The organism is Streptomyces sp. NPDC028991 (assembly GCF_055564775.1).
The window spans coordinates 69,858-86,658 of the sequence record NZ_JBVHVP010000004.1 but is presented as its reverse complement, the minus strand read 5'-3'; the positions used below and the strand labels follow the sequence as shown (position 1 = coordinate 86,658).

The 16,801-nt window shown below is 72.2% G+C and carries 19 protein-coding genes and 1 tRNA gene; 7 read left to right on the top strand and 13 right to left on the bottom strand.

Annotated features, from left to right (window positions below; all coding sequences use genetic code 11):
- Positions 1-115: 115 nt before the first annotated feature.
- The 6 genes from ACZ4V1_RS10640 to ACZ4V1_RS10615 form a co-directional block, all read right to left on the bottom strand.
- On the bottom strand, positions 116-409 hold the full coding sequence (locus ACZ4V1_RS10640; RefSeq protein WP_468332515.1) for a Dabb family protein: 294 nt from the start codon (positions 407-409) through the stop codon (positions 116-118).
- Positions 409-585 carry a hypothetical protein gene (locus ACZ4V1_RS10635; protein ID WP_468332512.1) on the bottom strand — a complete coding sequence of 59 codons (177 nt, stop codon included), beginning with the start codon at positions 583-585 and terminating at the stop codon, positions 409-411. The genes ACZ4V1_RS10640 and ACZ4V1_RS10635 overlap by 1 nt, the downstream gene beginning before the upstream one ends.
- 88 nt (positions 586-673) lie before the next feature.
- Positions 674-758 (bottom strand) — tRNA-Ser (locus ACZ4V1_RS10630).
- A 77-nt stretch (positions 759-835) separates the two neighbouring features.
- On the bottom strand, positions 836-1,267 hold the full coding sequence (gene tadA / locus ACZ4V1_RS10625; RefSeq protein WP_468333503.1) for a tRNA adenosine(34) deaminase TadA: 432 nt from the start codon (positions 1,265-1,267) through the stop codon (positions 836-838).
- A gap of 155 nt (positions 1,268-1,422) precedes the next feature.
- Positions 1,423-1,980, bottom strand: coding sequence for a tRNA adenosine deaminase-associated protein (locus ACZ4V1_RS10620; RefSeq protein ID WP_468333500.1), 558 nt, complete (start codon positions 1,978-1,980; stop codon positions 1,423-1,425).
- Positions 1,981-2,302: 322 nt separating this feature from the next.
- Positions 2,303-2,545 (bottom strand): hypothetical protein, encoded by a 243-nt coding sequence (locus tag ACZ4V1_RS10615; RefSeq protein WP_468332509.1) that lies wholly within the window; start codon positions 2,543-2,545, stop codon positions 2,303-2,305.
- 161 nt (positions 2,546-2,706) lie between these two features.
- Between ACZ4V1_RS10615 and upp the strand changes: the two genes are divergently transcribed.
- On the top strand, positions 2,707-3,342 hold the full coding sequence (upp, locus tag ACZ4V1_RS10610; RefSeq protein WP_468332507.1) for a uracil phosphoribosyltransferase: 636 nt from the start codon (positions 2,707-2,709) through the stop codon (positions 3,340-3,342).
- Between the two features lie 37 nt (positions 3,343-3,379).
- Here the strand turns inward: upp and ACZ4V1_RS10605 are convergent, their stop codons facing one another.
- The 7 genes from ACZ4V1_RS10605 to ACZ4V1_RS10575 form a co-directional block, all read right to left on the bottom strand.
- Complete coding sequence (locus ACZ4V1_RS10605; RefSeq protein WP_468333497.1) at positions 3,380-4,000, bottom strand: LytR C-terminal domain-containing protein; 621 nt, start codon at positions 3,998-4,000, stop codon at positions 3,380-3,382.
- 281 nt (positions 4,001-4,281) lie between these two features.
- Positions 4,282-4,578, bottom strand: a complete 297-nt coding sequence (locus tag ACZ4V1_RS10600; protein ID WP_003999914.1) for a type II toxin-antitoxin system VapB family antitoxin — start codon at positions 4,576-4,578, stop codon at positions 4,282-4,284.
- A 178-nt stretch (positions 4,579-4,756) separates the two neighbouring features.
- Entirely contained in the window at positions 4,757-4,894 is a 138-nt protein-coding gene (locus ACZ4V1_RS10595; protein ID WP_468332505.1) for a hypothetical protein, read from the bottom strand.
- A 126-nt stretch (positions 4,895-5,020) separates the two neighbouring features.
- Complete coding sequence (locus tag ACZ4V1_RS10590) at positions 5,021-5,509, bottom strand: hypothetical protein (protein ID WP_468332503.1); 489 nt, start codon at positions 5,507-5,509, stop codon at positions 5,021-5,023.
- 204 nt (positions 5,510-5,713) lie between these two features.
- Entirely contained in the window at positions 5,714-6,403 is a 690-nt protein-coding gene (locus tag ACZ4V1_RS10585; RefSeq protein WP_468332501.1) for an HdeD family acid-resistance protein, read from the bottom strand.
- 114 nt (positions 6,404-6,517) lie between these two features.
- Positions 6,518-7,120, bottom strand: a complete 603-nt coding sequence (locus ACZ4V1_RS10580) for an HhH-GPD-type base excision DNA repair protein (protein WP_468332499.1) — start codon at positions 7,118-7,120, stop codon at positions 6,518-6,520.
- Positions 7,121-7,145: 25 nt separating this feature from the next.
- Positions 7,146-7,874, bottom strand: a complete 729-nt coding sequence (locus tag ACZ4V1_RS10575; protein ID WP_468332496.1) for a siderophore-interacting protein — start codon at positions 7,872-7,874, stop codon at positions 7,146-7,148.
- Positions 7,875-7,956: 82 nt separating this feature from the next.
- On the opposite strand from ACZ4V1_RS10575, the gene ACZ4V1_RS10570 reads away from it, so the two are divergent.
- From ACZ4V1_RS10570 to ACZ4V1_RS10545, 6 genes are all read left to right on the top strand, one after another.
- Positions 7,957-10,368 carry a penicillin acylase family protein gene (locus ACZ4V1_RS10570; RefSeq protein ID WP_468332493.1) on the top strand — a complete coding sequence of 804 codons (2,412 nt, stop codon included), beginning with the start codon at positions 7,957-7,959 and terminating at the stop codon, positions 10,366-10,368.
- A complete protein-coding gene (locus tag ACZ4V1_RS10565; protein ID WP_468332490.1) occupies positions 10,361-10,987 on the top strand; it encodes a GNAT family N-acetyltransferase in 627 nt (208 codons plus the stop codon). The genes ACZ4V1_RS10570 and ACZ4V1_RS10565 overlap by 8 nt, the downstream gene beginning before the upstream one ends.
- On the top strand, positions 10,984-11,475 hold the full coding sequence (locus tag ACZ4V1_RS10560) for a cupin domain-containing protein (protein WP_468332487.1): 492 nt from the start codon (positions 10,984-10,986) through the stop codon (positions 11,473-11,475). The genes ACZ4V1_RS10565 and ACZ4V1_RS10560 overlap by 4 nt, the downstream gene beginning before the upstream one ends.
- Positions 11,472-12,293, top strand: a complete 822-nt coding sequence (locus ACZ4V1_RS10555) for an SDR family NAD(P)-dependent oxidoreductase (RefSeq protein ID WP_468332484.1) — start codon at positions 11,472-11,474, stop codon at positions 12,291-12,293. The genes ACZ4V1_RS10560 and ACZ4V1_RS10555 overlap by 4 nt, the downstream gene beginning before the upstream one ends.
- A 340-nt stretch (positions 12,294-12,633) precedes the next feature.
- A complete protein-coding gene (locus ACZ4V1_RS10550) occupies positions 12,634-14,571 on the top strand; it encodes a copper resistance CopC/CopD family protein (RefSeq protein WP_468333494.1) in 1,938 nt (645 codons plus the stop codon).
- Positions 14,572-15,652: 1,081 nt separating this feature from the next.
- Positions 15,653-16,588, top strand: a complete 936-nt coding sequence (locus ACZ4V1_RS10545) for a hypothetical protein (protein WP_468332481.1) — start codon at positions 15,653-15,655, stop codon at positions 16,586-16,588.
- The last annotated feature ends 213 nt before the right edge of the window (positions 16,589-16,801 follow it).

Here is a 16,801-nt window from a genome sequence, read left to right as displayed (position 1 = left end):
CGTCGTGTTGAGTGAATGAAGGAGGGGTCCGGACGCGAACGCGAAGCGGCCCCGCACCGTGCGGGTGCGGGGCCGGAAGGGTGGCCGGACAGGTGGCCGGAGCGGCGTGGCCGGGCTAGAACTCGTAGTCGGCGATCACCCAGGTGGCGAACTCACGCCACAGCGCGACGCCCGCCTGGTGTGCCGGGTGGTCCACGTAGCGCCTGAGGGCGTCGGTGTCGTCCACGGCCGAGTTGATGGCGAAGTCGTAGGCGATGGGCCGGTCGCTGATGTTCCAGGCGCATTCCCAGAAGCGCAGTTCCTCGATCCGGTCGCCGAGCGCGCGGAAGGCCTCGACGCCCTCCACGACGCGCGGGTCGTCGCGCCGCACGCCCTCGTTCAGCTTGAACAGCACCAGGTGGCGGATCATCACTCTCCTCCGTTGGCGGCCCAGGTCATGAAGTCGCCGACGGCGCTCGCGGCGTCGGAGATGCCCTGGAACCCTATCTGGACGTAGTCGGCGGCCTTCGCCGGATCGGTGATGATCACGTACAGCACGAAGACCACGAGTACGTAGACGGCGATCTTCTTCGCATTCACCGCCACCGCGGCCTCCCCTGTCCCTCCGATGCACGCCTTTCGGTCGCTCATGATCGCACGAAGGGCCCCGTCTTTCGACGGGGCCCTTCAAGAGCGGTAGCGGAGGGATTTGAACCCTCGGTGACTTGCGCCACACTCGCTTTCGAGGCGAGCTCCTTCGGCCGCTCGGACACGCTACCGAGAGAGACCTTACAGCACAGTGCGGCATGGTTTGAAATCGGTATCCGGAGCCCTGCGGACGCCCCGGCGGTGCCGGTCAGCGGTCGCGGAAGAAGTCCGTGAGCAGGCGGGAGCAGTCGTCCGCGAGCACGCCCTCGATCACCTCGGGGCGGTGGTTGAGCCGCCGGTCGCGTACGACGTCCCACAGGGAGCCGGCCGCGCCCGCCTTGTCGTCGCGGGCGCCGTAGACGACGCGGTCCACGCGGGACTGCACCACGGCGCCCGCGCACATCGTGCACGGCTCGAGGGTGACGACGAGCGTGCAGCCGGCCAGCCGCCACTCGCCGGCCTGCGCGGCGGCCCGCCGGATCGCGAGGACCTCGGCGTGGGCCGTCGGGTCGCCGGTGGCCTCGCGTTCGTTGTGCCCGGCCGCCAGCACGGTCCGCCCGTCCGGCGCCAGTACGACGGCGCCGACGGGGACGTCACCGCCCTGTTCGGCCCGCCCGGCCTCGGCCAGGGCGAGCCGCATCGCGGCCCGCCACGGGTCGCGCACCGGATCGGGCTGCACCGGATCGGGCTGCACCGGATCGGGCTGCACCGGGTCGCGTACCGGCTCGCGCACCTGGTCGGGCGGTACGGAGCGGTCCGTCGGTTCCGCCGCTCGGTCATGTTCGGTCGGCACGGTCAGCGGACGGTCTCCAGTACCTCGGAGGCGCCCAGGGCCTCGGCGATCTCGCCGACCGCGTCCCCGGACATCGAGCGCAGCTCCTTCTCGCTCACGCCGAGGTCGTCCAGGACCTCGGCGTCTCCGACCGGTCCGTGCGGCACGGCCTCGCCCGTACCGGCGGCCGCGTCGCCGCCGCCCCCGCTCTCCTCGTCGTCCTCGTCCTCGTCGTCGTCGGACTCACCGTCCTCCGTGCCGTCGAGGTCGAGGGCGTCGAGGTCGTCGCCGGCACCGGGCTCCCGGCCGAGCAGCTCGTCGGTGAGCAGGATCTCGCCGTAGCTGCTGCGGGCGGCCGCGGCGGCGTCCGAGACGTAGATACGGGGGTCCTCCTCGCCGTCCACCCGGACGACTCCGAACCACGCGTCCTCCTGCTCGATCAGCACGAGCACCGTGTCCTCGTCGGGAGAGGCTTCCCGGGCCAGGTCGGCCAGATCCGACAGGGTCTCCACATCGTCGAGCTCCGTGTCGCTCGCTTCCCACCCGTCTTCGGTGCGCGCGAGCAGTGCGGCGAAGTACACCGTGACTCTCCCACTGGTCATAGGCGTGCCGGTTGGGGGTCCCCCCGGCGGAGGCTGCGGGCGGGGGACGGTGCTGCGAGCCCCACCCACTCGGAATCGTGGCAGAAACAAGGCCTTCAGGGGACGTCTTCGGCGCCCTGTGTCCGGCAGTTTCGTGTCCGGCGGTCACGGCCGGGTCCCGGGAGTACCTACCCGGGCGGCCACCCGTCAGCGCACTAGTCGCAGCCACGTGCGGATCGTACGCGGATTCCCGCGCCGCCCGCGTACGTCCGTCGCCGTAACGCCGGCGCGGCGCGCGATCTTCCCCGGCCGGGCCGCGAAGTCACCAGCGGAAGGTGCGCATGCGCATCGCGTGGCGCAGCCGGGCGGCCTTGGCGCGGCGCGGCTGGACGCGGTCCCGCAGCTCCCTGGCCTCCGCCAGTTCGCGCAGGAACCGGGTCCGCCGCCGACGGCGCTCGGCCTCCCTCTCCAGCTCCGTACTCGGTTCCGTGTACCGCTCAGCCCCGCGCGGCGTCCCCGGCTCCTCGCCAGGGGACGGCGTGTCGTGGAAGTCCCGGTCAGGCACAGTCTCACCACCCAGCGTCCGTCCCTCCCGCCTTCCCCCGGTCGGGCGGTTTGACGCCGGTGAACGGGTGGAGCCGTGGCCGGGGCCCGGTCCCTCGGGTGGCCGGGGCCCGGTCCCTCGGGGGGACGGTGAACGCACGGGGCCCGGTTACTGTGGGGGACATGCGTCTCCACGTCGTCGACCACCCCCTGGTCGCCCACAAGCTCACCACGCTGCGCGACCAGCGCACCGACTCCGCGACCTTCCGCCGTCTCGCCGACGAGCTGGTCACCCTGCTCGCCTACGAGGCCACGCGCGACGTGCGCACCGAACAGGTCGACATCCACACGCCGGTCTGCCCGACCACCGGCGTCAAGCTCTCCCACCCGCGCCCGCTGGTGGTGCCGATCCTGCGGGCCGGCCTCGGCATGCTCGACGGCATGGTCCGGCTGCTGCCGACCGCGGAGGTCGGCTTCCTCGGCATGATCCGCAACGAGGAGACGCTGCAGGCCTCCACGTACGCGACCCGGATGCCGGAGGACCTCTCCGGGCGTCAGGTGTACGTCCTGGACCCGATGCTGGCCACCGGGGGCACCCTGGTCGCGTCGATCCAGGAGCTGATCAAGCGCGGTGCCGACGACGTGACGGCCGTGGTGCTGCTCGCCGCCCCCGAGGGCGTCGAACTCATGGAGCGAGAGCTGGCCGGCACCCCGGTGACGGTCGTGACGGCCTCGGTCGACGAACGCCTCAACGACCAGGGCTACATCGTGCCGGGTCTCGGCGACGCGGGCGACCGGATGTACGGGGCGGCCGAGTAGCGCACACTCCGGGCGCTCCACGCCCTCGTACGGCTGCTCAGCAGCTCTTCTTCTCCGCGGCGGACGCCGGCTGCGGCGCCGTCAGCTTCGTCAGCGCCGCGTCGGCGTCCGCCTGCTTCGCGAGGCCCTTGAAGCCGTCGCCGATGATCAGGTCGACGGCGGCGCCCTTGCGCGCCGCGTCGGTGCTGCGCTCGGCGCCGGGGAGCTGGGTGCCGAGCACGGGCAGCGAGGTCTTCGGGGAGGTGGCCGGGCCGAGCAGCACGCCCGCGCCGTCGACCTTCTTGTCGTACTCCTTGGGCGCGTTGCCGACGTCGCCGATACGGAAGCCGCGCTTCTTCAGCTCGTCGGCGGTCTTCTGCGCGAGGCCGCTGCGGGTCGTCGCGTTGAGCACGTTGACGGTGACCTGGGCCGGCTTGGGCACGGCGACGGCGGCGGGCGAGGCGCTCGCCTTCGCGGACGTGACCCCGCAGTCCGTGCCGGCACCGGCCGCGGAGGCCTTGTCACCGCCGGTGAAGACGTCGATGAGCTGCATCGTGCCCCAGCCGAGCACTCCGAGCACGGCGACAGAGGCGACGGCGGCGACCGCCAGTCGGCCGCGTCGTCGGGCCGGTCGCATCCGCGGGTACTTGTCCCCCGTGATCTTGTACTGGCCGCCCATGCCAGGGGGAGTGAGCATGCTCATGGGCGCAGCGTAGTGCGCTCGGGCGGCGATGCCTATTAGATGATCAGTCGACGTTCCGCGGTTCGGCGCAATGCAACCCGAAAGGGCCAACCCGAAGCGTCGGCGCGGCCGTCGCGGGTGGACGAGGGCTCTTCCGCGAGGGTGCCGCGGAGCTGCCGTGCGCGTGGCGCAGAGGTGCCGTGCGGGTGCCGCGGAGACGACCGTGGACGTGCCGCGAAGGTGCCGCGAAGGTATCGCGAAGGTATCGCGGGTCCCGGTCAGTCGAGTTCGAGGACCCGGGCGTGCAGCACCTGGCGCTGCTGGAGCGCCGCGCGCACCGCGCGGTGCAGGCCGTCCTCCAGGTACAGGTCGCCCTGCCACTTCACGACGTGTGCGAAGAGGTCGCCGTAGAAGGTGGAGTCCTCGGCCAGGAGCGTCTCCAGGTCGAGCTGGCCCTTGGTCGTCACGAGCTGATCGAGGCGGACCGGGCGCGGCGCGACGTCCGCCCACTGCCGGGTGCTCTCCCGGCCGTGGTCGGGGTACGGCCGGCCGTTTCCGATGCGCTTGAAGATCACACGGAAAGCCTACCGGCCCAGACGTTGCGGGCGCAGCCATGGCGCCGGAGTACGGCGCTGGAAATGACGCGGTAAACAGGGGCAAAGGGGAAGGGGGCGAGGCGCGGGCGACCGTGAGGCGCGTTCCGTCGGCGGCGAAGGCGGCACCGGACCCGCCTCCGCCGCCCGGGCTGCTCCGTCAGTCACGCCCCGCTTCCCGCGCCGACGGCCGGGGTTCGCTCGGGGCCTGCGGCCGGCCGGTGTCGGGCTTGGGGGTGCGGCGGGCGGCCTCGGCGCGCAGGAGGGCGCGCAGGACGGCGTAGGGGTCGTTGAGCATGGCTGGTTCCTCGTTTCTCGTTCCTCGTCGCTCGTTCCGTGTTCCGTTTTCCGTTGTTGCGTGTTCCGCGTTGCGTGTTGCGTGCGGAGGGCAGGCGGCCGGGCGGCCGGCGCCGGTCCGGTCCCGTCAGCAGCGCAGGACCACGGGGCGCGGGCCGCGCGGGGAGGGCGGCGGCCCGGTCGGAACGGGGTGTGCGAGGGCCCGGTCGATGGGCACGTGGCGGCCGGGCGCCGGGGGCGGCGGGACGGACAGGACCACGAGGGTGCGCCGGCCGCTGCGGGCCGGTGTGCGCAGGGCGGTGTCGAGGTGGTCGTACTCACCGGCGCTGCCGCCCGGGCCGCCGCCGGTTCCTCCGCTGCCGCCGGTTCCTCCGCCGGCGCCGAGCCCGCCGCCGGTTCCTCCGCCGGCGCCGAGCCCGCCGCCGAGTCCTCCGCTGCCGCCGGCCACCAGGGCGGCGGGTGCCGTCTGGGCTGTCTGGGCTGTCTGGGCTGTCTGGGTCGTCTGGGCCGTCTGGGCCGTCGCGTGGGCGCAGGGCACGATCAGGGCGAGCAGCAGGACCAGGGCCCACAGGCAGGCACCGCGGCGTCCGGCGCACGCTGCGCGTCCGGCGCGCACTGCGTCTCCGGCGAGTGCCGCACGTCCGGCCCGCGCTGTATGCGCGGCGCGCGCTATGCGTCCGGCATGCGCTGCGTGTCCGGCGCGCGTGGCGCGGACGGTGGCGGCGGCGTGCGGTGCGGGGCCCACGTCAGGTCGTGTCCCCGCCAGTCGTACGCCGTCTCTCGCGCCGGGGCGAGAACCGCTCGCTCGGCGTAGCGCGGTTCACAGGGCTTGCGGGACCTGGCGGGCGCGGCCGCGCAGGCGTACGGACGTGACGATCTCGACCACGCCGACGGCGACGAGCCACCAGCCGCCGACCAGCATGAGGACGGCCGCCGAGTCCACCGGCGAGTCGATCAGGACGATGCCGGCGACGACGGTGACGCCGCCGAGGAAGATGTGCCAGCCGCGCGCCGGCATCGCCGGGTCGTGGACGGCGGCGACGATCTGCGTGACGCCGCGGAAGAGCCAGCCGATGCCGATCCACAGCGCGAGCAGCAGCACCGACTGCAAGGGGCCGCGGAAGCAGAACAGGCCCAGCAGGATCGACACGGCGCCGCTGATGAAGGCGAGGACCCGCAGCGAGGTCGTCCGGTGCGTGCCGAAAGCGGCGGCCAGTTGGAGGACGCCGCTGACGACGAGGTAGAGGCCGAAGAGCACACCGGCGGCGAGCAGTGACGCGCCGGGCCAGACCAGGACCAGCACGCCCAGGACGAGAGAGGCGGTCCCGGTGAGCAGCACGGTCCGCCATGCGGCGCGGGACAGGAGGTGCAGTGGTCCCTCGAAGGCGGGCTCGGGTTCGTGCTGGTGTCGCCCGGTGGTCCGGGTGTGCGTTCCGGGGCCGGTCCGGGCGTGGACCCCGCGGTCGTCGTACGGCTGCCCGCCGGGGCTGCCGCTGGGTGGCTCGGTCATGCTCCATGCTGGGAGCGGGCTCGGCTGGGTCGCCAGCCGGGCCGGGCCAGTGGGCTGACGGGCCAGTGGGCTGACGGGGCGGTGCGAGAGGGCGCGGCCGGGGTCCGGGGCCGGCTACTTGCCGGAGGTCTTCGCCGTCTTCGCCGCCTTTGCCGCCGCCTTCATTTCCTGTTTGTGGGCGCGGACCTTCGTCAGCGACTCCGGGCCGGTGATGTCGGCGACGGAGCGGAAGGACTTCGGTTCGCCGTAGGCGCCTGCGGCCTCGCGCCAGCCCTCCGGCTGGACGCCGAGCTGCTTGCCGAGCAGGGCGAGGAAGATCTGGGCCTTCTGCTTGCCGAAGCCGGGCAGGTCCTGGAGCCGCTTCAGCAGCTCCTTGCCGGTGGGGACGCCCCGCCAGACGGCCTCGGCATCGCCGTCGTAGCTCTCGACGAGGTACCGGCACAGCTGCTGGACGCGGCCCGCCATCGAGCCGGGGTAGCGGTGCACGGCCGGCTTGTCGGAGAGCAGGGCGGCGAACGCCTCGGGGTCGTAGGCCGCGATGTCGTGTGCGTCCAGGTCCTCCGCGCCCATGCGCCGGGCGATGGTCGACGGGCCCTTGAACGCCCACTCCATGGGTACTTGCTGGTCGAGCAGCATGCCGACCAGCGCGGCGAGCGGGCTGCGGCCGAGGAGCTCGTCGGCCTCGGGGTCCTGGGCGAGGTGAAGTGTGACGTCCATGCCCCCGATGATCGCGCGTGCGGACTCAGGTCGCGCGCCAGTACCCCAGTGCGTTCACCCGCTGCTTGGGCAGCCCCAGCTCCTTGCGGGCGTACGAGGCCAGTGCCCGGGTGGTCGCCGTGTCGCAGGCGATCCAGACGAACGGCTCGGGGGTCGACCGCAGCAGTTCCGGCAGTGCCTGCTTCACCTGCGCGACCAGGTGGGCGCCCGCGTCGCGGCGCGGGACCGTACGGACCTCGTGGCGGTCGGGGTCGGTGCGGAAGGGCAGCCCGTCGTCCGTGCCGCCGCCCTCGAACCAGATCGTCGCGGGGACCGGCCCCAGCGCGTCGAGGAGGGAGTTGAGGGCGGGCAGGGAGGCCGGGTCCGCCACCGCGAAGACGCGGGAGGGCACCGGCTCCGGGATCTCGAAGCCGGTGCCCTGGACCGTCGCCTCGATGGTGTCGCCCGGCTTCGCGGCCCTGGCCCAGTCGCTCGCACATCCCTCGTGCAGGGCGAACTCCATGCCGAAGGTGCCGGTCGCCGGGTCCGGGTCGACCAGCGTGTACGCCCGCTGGTGCGGCTTGCCCGCGTTGTCGAACCACAGCCGCACCCACATCGTGGGGTGGACGCCGGTCGCCGCCAGCATGCCGCCGTCGGTCAGCCGCAGCCGCCGGAAGTCCGGCGTCACGTCCTCGGCGTCCGTCACGGTGAACTCGAAGTCCTTCGCACGCATCAGCTTGAGGACCGCGCCCTCCCAACCCCGCCCCTGCCCCATTGTTTCTTCACCCTTCACGTACTATTCGGCCACGACGTAAGACTTAGGTGAGCCTAACCTAAAGGAAAGTAGGGGCACAGGGGTGAGCGCCGATACATACCGCGACGCCTGGGGGATCCCGCACCTGCGCGCGGACAACGCCGACGAACTCGCCCGCGCCCAGGGCCGGGTGACCGCCCGTGACCGGGCCTGGCAGCTGGAGGTCGAACGGCACCGCGCGCAGGGCACCTCCGCGTCCTTCCTCGGGCCCGGGGCCCTGTCCTGGGACCGGCTCGCCCGGCGGGCCCGGCTCGCGGACACCGCCCGCCGCTGCTTCACCGCCCTGGAGGTGAAGGACCCCGAGACGGCCGCCTGGGTACGGGCGTACGTCGACGGCGTCAACGAGGGACTGGCCGAGGGGGCGGCGGGGAAGCCGGCCGGACCTTCGGCGGGGAAGTCGGCCGGCCCTGCGGCGGGGAAGCCGGCCGGCCCATCGGCGGAGAAGGCGGCCGGCCCTTCGGCGGAGGGGACGGCCGGGGCCGGCCCCGCCTCCGCCCCCGCCCCCGAGTTCGCGCGCGCCGGCCTCACCCCCGGCCGCTGGGAGCCCTGGACGCCGCTCGCCGTCTGGCTCGCGACGCACATCCTCTTCGCGGGCTTCCCCGCCAAGCTCTGGCGCGAGCACATCACCGCGCATCTCGGCCCGGACGCCGTCGCCCTCTTCGCCGCCGACGGACCCGGCACCGCCGGCAGCAACGGCTGGCTGGTGAGCGGCGAGCGGACCGTGACCGGGCACGCCGTCATCGCCGGCGACCCGCACCGCTTCATCGAGGACCCCGGCGTCTACCAGCAGATCCACCTGTCCTGCCCGGAGTTCGACGTCGTCGGCCTCACCGTGCCCGGCGTACCCGGCATCGCCCACTTCGGTCACACCGGCACGGTCGCCTGGGCCATCACCAACGCCATGGCCGACTACCAGGACCTGTACCGCGAGCGGCTGCGCCGCACCGGCGCCGGCGTCGAGGCGCTCGGTCCCGACGGCACCTGGCACCGCGCCGCCCGGCACACGGAGCTGATCCGGGTCGCGGGCGAGGAGACCGTCGAGGTCGAGGTCATCGAGACCGACCGGGGCCCGGTGATCGCCGGTGGGCCGGAGGGCCTCGACGACGGCACCCCCACCGCCCTCAGCCTGCGCTACCCGCCCCGCGTCACCGCCGACCTGGGCTTCGGCGCCCTGCTGCCACTGCTACGGGCCCGCCGCGTCGCCGACGTGGACCGCGCCCTGGACGCGTGGGCCGAGCCGGTCAACGTCGTGCAGGCCGCCGACACCGAGGGCGGGCTGCTGCACCGGGTGGCGGGGCGGGTGCCGCTGCGGCCCACCGCCAACGGCCTGCGCCCGGTGCCCGCGTGGGAGCCGGGGCACGAGTGGACCGGCTGGCACACTCCGCCCCGCGCCGGCCTCGCCGACGGCGTCGCCGTGATGGCCAACCAGCGCGGCCCGGCCGCCCCGCTCGGCGTCGAGTTCGCCCCGCCGCACCGCGCCGACCGCATCGCCGCCCTGCTCGCCGGAAAGGAGCGCTGGTCGGCCGCCGACATGCCCGCCATCCACATGGACACCCACCTCGGCTCGGCCGGCCCCCTCCTGCACCACCTCACGGCTCTGGACGGCCTGACACCCGAGGCCGGCGACCTGCGCGACCGCCTCCTCGCCTGGGACCGGCGCATGGACGCCGACAGCACCGACGCGGCGGCGTACGCGGCGGTGCGCGGTGCGGTCGTACGGCGGTTGGCCGCGCACCCGGTTCTGGCGGGGGCGTCCGTGCCGCCTGCGTACCCCGAGGTGCTGCTGCCGTGGCTCGCGCTCGTGCCGCGCGTCGGTCACGCCCTCGAACACCTGCTGCGCGCCGAGGACCTGTACGGCATCGACCGCGCCGGGGCCGTCCGAGCGGCGCTGGAGGAGGTGGCCGCACGGCCACCGGCGGGCACCTGGGGCGACACCCACCGCCTGGCCCCCTGGCGAGCGCTGCCGGACACCCCCCAGGCGCCGCCGGATACCTCCCAGGCACTGCCGGGCACCTCCCAGGCACTGCCGGGCACCTCCCAGGCGCCGCCGGATACCTCCCAGGCACTGCCGGACACCTCCCAGGGCTCCCAGGGCATCCAGGGCGTCGAGGGGTCACGGGACTCCAGTGGCTCCCGAGACTCCGGGGGCTCCGGGACCTCCGGGACCTCCGGGGAAATCCGAAGCTCCGACGAACCCCGTCTGTCCGGCGACCACGACTGCGTGCTGTGCACCTCCGCCGTACCCGGCATCACCGACCGTGCCGCACGTGGCCCCGCGGCCCGTTACGTCTGGGATCTGGCCGACCGGCGGGACAGCCGCTGGGTGGTGCCGCTCGGCGCCTCCGGCGTCCCCGGCTCGCCCCACCACCGGGACCAGCGGCCCCTGTGGCTCGACGGGGAACTCGCCCCGGTGGTCACCGACTTCGACCGGCTCACGAAGGAAACCGATGTCTGACCCGCACAAGTCCCCGTCCCCGTACGGTTCCCGGGTCCCCGTCCACGAGCAGGAGCTCGACGGATTCGGCACCGTCCGCGTCCTCCCCCTCGACACCGACGCGGACGCCGGCACGATTCACCGCTGGGTGAGCGAGGAGCGGGCCGCCTTCTGGGGCATGAACGGCCTCACGCGGGACCAGGTCGCCGGTGTCTACGCGCACATGGACACGCTCGACACCCACCACGCCTTCCTGGTGGTCAAGGACGAGGAGCCGGCCGCCCTGCTCCAGACCTACGAGCCCGAGGCCGACCGGGTGAGCGAGTGCTACGACGTCGAGCCCGGCGACATCGGCGTCCACCTGCTGCTCGCGCCCGCCGGAACCGACGGCGCGCGGTCCGGCTGGACCGCCGCGCTGGCGGGGGCCCTCATGGCGTACGTCCTGCTGGGCCTCGACCGGAAGCGGATCGTGGTCGACCCGGACGTCGGCAACGAGAAGGCGATCGCCCGCTTCCTCAAGCAGGGCTTCACCGCCGGACCGGCGGTCGTGCTGCCGGAGATCGACCTGCCGGACGTGTACCTGCCGGAGAAGAAGGCGCAACTCGCCTTCCTGAGCCGGGAGGTAGCGTTCGGCAGGTGACTACCCAGCCGACCGCCGAGGACCTGATCGCGCACTACGGGCTGGAGCCCATCCCGCGCGAGGGCGGTCTGTTCCGGCGTACCTGGGCCGGACCCGAGCGCCCGGACGGACGTCCGGCGGGCTCGGCCATCGTCGCCCTGCTGACCGCCCGCCCGGGTGACTTCTCCGCGCTGCACCGTCTGCCCGCCGACGAGGTCTGGCACTTCTACCTCGGCGATCCGCTGGAACTGCTGCTCCTCGACCCGGACGGCGGCGCGCGTGCGGCCGTGCTGGGACCGGACGTCCTGGGCGGGCAGCACGTGCAGTTCACCGTCCCCGCCGGGACCTGGATGGGCGGCCGGGTGGCCGCGGGCGGAGCATGGTCGTTCTTCGGGTGCACGATGGCGCCCGGATTCACCTACGGGGACTACGAGCACGGCGACGCGGCCGGCCTCACGGCGCGGTATCCGGCGGCGGCCGAGCGGATCGTGGAACTGTGCCGCCCATGAACCTGCTCGACGGTCAGGTGGCGCTCGTGACGGGCGCGGGCGGCGGCATCGGCCGGGGCATCGCGCTGCGGTTCGCCGAGGAGGGCGCGGCGGTCGCGGTGCACTGCCGCACGGCGGTGGAGGCGGCGCGGGACGTGGCCGCTCGGATCCGGGAACGCGGCGGACGGGCGGTGGTGCTGCGGGCCGACCTCACCGACGAGGACGCCTGCCGCGGTCTGGTCGAAGAGGCCGCCGACTGGGGCGGGGCAGGTGGAGGACGCGGGGAAGGCAGGGGACGTGGGGGACGCGGCGGGGGACGCGGGGGACGGCTGACGGCGCTGGTCAACAACGCGGGCGTGCAGCCACTGCGGGAACTGCCCGGCATGACGGCCGCCGAGTGGCGGGCGGTGGTGGACACCAACCTCACCGGCGTCTTCGCGTGCACACAGGCCGCGGCTCAGATCATGCGGGCCCAGGACGGCGGCGGCACGGTCACCCACATCGCCTCGATCGAGGCGGGCGCCCCCGCTCCCGCCCACGCGCACTACAGCGCCTCCAAGGCGGCGGTCGTCATGCACGCCCGTTCGGCGGCGCTGGAGTACGGGCCGTGGGGAGTCAGGGTCAACTCCGTCTCGCCCGGCCTCGTCGACCGGGACGGGCTCGCCCAGGCCTGGCCGGACGGCGTACGGCGGTGGCTGGAGGCGGCACCCACGGGACGGCTGGGGCGGCCCGAGGACGTGGGTGACGCGTGCGTGTTCCTGGCGTCGCGGCTGGCGTCCTGGGTCACCGGCCACGACCTCGTGGTGGACGGCGGGGTGACGGCACGCCCGTCGTGGTGAGGACCCGGCCCCGGCCCGGCATCCGGTGAGCCTCCGTGAGTCTCCGTGAGTCTCCGGTGAGCGGGGCGACGCCCGCTTCCGTACGTATCCCCGAGGCACTGGGTCCCTACGACGGAGATGCGACGTGAGGTGTGGTGGTGGTGCGCGCACTGGAGGCTGGGAGCGAGAGGGGCAGCGCGGCGGAGAAGGCGACCGCGGCGGAGAGGGCGACCGCGGCGGAAAGGGCGACCGCGGCGGAAAGGGCGACCGCGGCGGAAAGGGCGGCCGACGCGGAGAGGGCGGGCGCAGCGGAGAAGACGGCCGACGGGATGGGGGCCGCCGGGGAGTCCGGGGGCTGGTGCTGCTGCTGGGCACCGTGCTGGTCCTGCTCGTCCTCGGCGGCGCGGGACCGGCGTCCGCCCACGCCGCCCTGCGCTCCACCGGCCCCGAGGACGGCAGCGTCCTCCAGCGGGCCCCACGCCACGTCACCTTGACCTTCACCGAGTCCGTCGGTCTGCGCGACGACTCCTTCCGCGTCCTCGACCCCGGCGGCCACCGGGTGCGCACGGGGGAGGCCGGGCACGCCGACGGCCGGTCCGACACGGTCCGCGTCGCGCTGGCGGGCGAACTCGGCGAGGGCACGTACACGGTGGCCTGGCGGGTGGTGTCGGCCGACAGCCACCCCGTCTCCGGCGCCTTCACCTTCTCGGTCGGCAAACCCTCCGCGACGACCGCGTCCGTGGACACCGGTCCCACCGAGGATCCGCTGACCGCCACCCTCCACAAGATCGCCCGCTATCTCGCCTATCTCGCCGCCGCCCTGCTCATCGGCACGGCCGCCTTCGTCGCCCTGTGCCGCCCGCCGGACCCCGCCCCGCTGCGCCGGCCACTGGTGGCGGGCTGGTGGACCCTGCTGGGGGCCACCCTCGCCCTGCTGATGCTGCGTGCCCCGTACGAGGCGGGGACGGGGCCGTCGGCGGCCCTCGACGCGGCCGCGCTCGGCGGCACCCTGACGACCCGGCCCGGTGCGCTGCTGCTGGTCCGGCTGGCGCTGCTCGTGCCGGTCGCGCTGTTCCTCGTCCGCATGGCAGGCGGGGGCCGGCACCGGGAGCGCACTCCGCTCGCCGCCGCGGTGGGCGCCGCGCTGGCCGTCGGCCTCTCCCTGACCTGGTCCGCCGCCGAGCATGCTTCCACCGGGATCCAGGTGCCGGTGGCGATGACGTCGTCCGTGCTGCACCTGCTCGCGACGGCGGTCTGGCTCGGCGGCCTCGCGGCCCTGCTCGCCACCCTGCGCTCCGCCCCGGACGCCGCCACGGTAGCCCGCTTCTCCCGGACCGCCTTCGCTTCCGTGACCGTCCTGGTCGTCACCGGCGTCTACCAGTCCTGGCGCGGCCTCGGCTCCTGGCCGGCGCTCACGGAGACGGCGTACGGCAGGCTGCTGCTCGCCAAACTGGCCGGGGTGGCCGTGCTGCTGGCCGTGGCGGCCGTCTCGCGGCGATGGACGGCCGCGTGGGTGACGGCGGGCGCGGAGGCGGAGGCTGCCGGCCACGATGGCGCCCGCGCCCGCGACCACGACCGCGACGGCAGCTGTGCCCGCGACCACGAGCGGGTACGTGAGCGGGTGCCGGAGCCGGTGGGCGGGCCACCGTCGCGTGCGTTGGAGCCGTTGGAGCCGTCGGAGCCGCCCGAGCCGGAGTCCGGACCGTCCGAGTCCGAGTCGTCCGACTCCGACCGCGACTCCGAGTGCGACCGCGACTCCGAGTGCGAGTGCGAGTCCGATTCGCCCGGGCCCGGGCCGGCCGCCGTCGGGGCCGCACAGCGGCGCGGGCTGCGCCGGTCCGTCCTGGCCGAGGCCGGCGTCGCGGCCGTCGTCCTGGTGGTCACGACCGTGCTCACCAGCACCCTGCCGAGCCGGGCGGCCGACGAGGCGGCACGGGCCGCACCGGCGGGCGGGGTGCTGCCCGCGTCCGTCACCACGATCCCCTTCGACATCGGCGCCTCCGGCCGGGGCACCGTCCAGATCACCCTGGACCCCGGCCGCACCGGCGCCAACGCGGTGCAGGCCGTCGTCTTCGGCCCCGACGGCAGCCTGGCCGCCGTACCCGAACTGCGCCTCTCCTTCACCCTCCCCGACCGAGGCGTCGGCCCGGTCGACGCGGAACTCGTCGACCGGGGCGGCTACTGGAGCGCCAACTCGCTCACTCTCCCCCTCCCCGGCACCTGGACGATGAAGACCACGGTCCGCGTGTCGGAGCTCGACCAGGTGAGCGAGACAAGGCGGATACGGATCGAGCGGTGACGGGGCGGATACGGATCGAGCGGTGACGGGGCGGACACGGAACGAGGGGTGAGAGGGCAGACGAAGAGCAGAACGACGGCGACGAGTACGAGTGCCGACAACCGGACGCGTGGACTGTCTGCGCCATCTCTACGGAGCCTCTGCCCCGACGAGCACGATGCCGAGGCCCGCTGCCTGATGACCTTCTCTCTCCGCTTCGGCGACCACCTCATTGCAGCCGAGGCGCGGCCCACGCACGACGAAGGGCCCCACCGCGAACGGTGGGGCCCTTCGACATCGTGCCCGGTGAGGCACTGGCGGAGGATACGAGATTCGAACTCGTGAGGGGTTGCCCCCAAACGCTTTCCAACAGTTCGTGGTGCAGTCCGGCACGGTTCACCGCCGTGCTGAGCTGGGACGGAGCGCAACCGGACACCCCTGCCGGACCCCCGCGAACGGAGGTGAATGCAACCCGAACTGCAACCCTTCCGAGTTGATCGTGGGCTCCGGAGGGGTCGCACCCGCAGCGTGCCTGCCACAGATAGGCTCCGCTGCCGAATCGAATGTGATGACTCTGCCAGAGAAGCAGGTGGGCCACGGCAATCGAATGGGATGGTGTCGGGCAGCCGCTGTTCGACCGCATGGTCGAGGCCTTGGTGCACCGCCTGTACGACGCACGAGCCGAAGTATGGGCAGTCGACGGACGCGGTTGGGATGGCGGTATCGACATCGAGGTGAGGTGGTTCGGCTCACGGATTCGGGGTCAAGGCCCCCTCCGGGCGTGCCCGCTGACATTGGGTGCCTTACCAAACACCCTGGACGGGATAAAACGCTTTTAAGAAGCCTTATGTACGCTGGCCGGCGTCGATCATGCCGCAACTTCGTCCACAGTCATGACGCCCTGAGGTCCCCATCCGTGCGGGCATTCAAACCAAATTCATTCGATCGTGTCCATCCCTGAAGGGAAGGTGAAGATCGGAAGACCCCACAGTAATCTTCTCGGGACCCAGTCGGTTGCGAGAGGATATTGATGTCCAATATTTTTGCCGCCATCACTGCGCAGTCCCTACGGAACTTGGGTGAAGGGCCTGTCTGTGCACACATGGGTGATGTCGAAATGTGTACGGTGAAGAGGCACCCAACCTATCGGGAACTCCGGAATCAGGTCCGGCTGGGTCGGACAAAAACCAAATCGAATCTACGTACGTGGGAGTCAATCGTCACTCTGGCGAAAGAAGGTGAGAAAAAGGAAAGGGAGAAGTGGCTTTTGATTGCTCTGGACTTAGTCGCAAGCAATCTGGACGGTTGGGCGCGGGACCTCGCCAGGACGTGGCATTACGAGGTTTCCGATATTAAATCAGCAATAATGGAAGGATTGCTCAAGAAATGGGATGAAGCGCCAGTCGGTGAAATGTCGAACAAGTTGCTCGACGACATGGTGAAGCATGCTTTTAATTGCGCTCGCGCTCTGGTGGAGTTCCCGTCCAAAGAAACATGCGCCGATGATGTGAGCTACTGGACTCCAGAAGTTCCCCACTCCACCGAAAGTGGAGTACTCGCGTCCTCAATTATTGACTTGGGATCGGTGCTGAATCCGGATGCTGATGAAAGGATTCGCGGCGAGCGAGTGGGGGCTCTGCTGCATCGGATGGGTGCCATGAGTCATGTGAAGGAAGTTCACGAAAAAATTCGCGAAGGCGTGCACCGTCGAGCTAATTATCCCGTCATTACCCCTGCCCAAGTAGGGCGTTCATGGATTGACGGAAAGAATATCTATTACCACCTCTCGGAGCTGCTGCCGCAGTACATCGGGTTCAAGGAAGCTCTCAAGGCCGTAGGGCTCTCGGAGTCGCAGGCTTCACGAAGGGCCCGAAGTGGGGCCAGCCCCTTTCGTGTGCTGTGGGTGGGCAATAATAGGGTGGTGACGCTCGCGTCTCTTATGCATGCACTCAACATCCCAGACCCCGTGCTGCATCCCGACGACGTGGAAAATGGAGCCTTTCACGCAAGTGGCGGTGCGGACCAAACGGACCAGTAGGCAAAGAGGCAACCCATGAGGGCGGACCTGGTGGGGGAGAACGGACCGCACTGCCCTTCCTCCCCCACCTTCGTCCATGCGCATCACGCGGTTTTGCTCTCTGCTTTCGTGGTGGGTCGGCCAAGTTGTCGCGAAGGGGACGAAGTGCGTGGGCCCTCGGAGTGTCGAAGTGCTCACGCTGGAAATCGAAATGGCCTCATGGTAGCTCGCCGG

Coding starts and splice junctions, on each gene's coding strand:
- ACZ4V1_RS10640 (WP_468332515.1), bottom strand. CDS start 409: ATGATCCGCCACCTGGTGCTGTTCAAGCTGAACGAGGGCGTGCGGCGC.
- tadA (WP_468333503.1), bottom strand. CDS start 1,267: ATGCGGCTCGCCCTGGCCGAGGCCGGGCGGGCCGAACAGGGCGGTGAC.
- upp (WP_468332507.1), top strand. CDS start 2,707: ATGCGTCTCCACGTCGTCGACCACCCCCTGGTCGCCCACAAGCTCACC.
- ACZ4V1_RS10605 (WP_468333497.1), bottom strand. CDS start 4,000: ATGGGCGGCCAGTACAAGATCACGGGGGACAAGTACCCGCGGATGCGA.
- ACZ4V1_RS10595 (WP_468332505.1), bottom strand. CDS start 4,894: ATGCTCAACGACCCCTACGCCGTCCTGCGCGCCCTCCTGCGCGCCGAG.
- ACZ4V1_RS10585 (WP_468332501.1), bottom strand. CDS start 6,403: ATGACCGAGCCACCCAGCGGCAGCCCCGGCGGGCAGCCGTACGACGAC.
- ACZ4V1_RS10580 (WP_468332499.1), bottom strand. CDS start 7,120: ATGGACGTCACACTTCACCTCGCCCAGGACCCCGAGGCCGACGAGCTC.
- ACZ4V1_RS10575 (WP_468332496.1), bottom strand. CDS start 7,874: ATGGGGCAGGGGCGGGGTTGGGAGGGCGCGGTCCTCAAGCTGATGCGT.
- ACZ4V1_RS10565 (WP_468332490.1), top strand. CDS start 10,361: ATGTCTGACCCGCACAAGTCCCCGTCCCCGTACGGTTCCCGGGTCCCC.
- ACZ4V1_RS10555 (WP_468332484.1), top strand. CDS start 11,472: ATGAACCTGCTCGACGGTCAGGTGGCGCTCGTGACGGGCGCGGGCGGC.
- ACZ4V1_RS10545 (WP_468332481.1), top strand. CDS start 15,653: ATGGGTGATGTCGAAATGTGTACGGTGAAGAGGCACCCAACCTATCGG.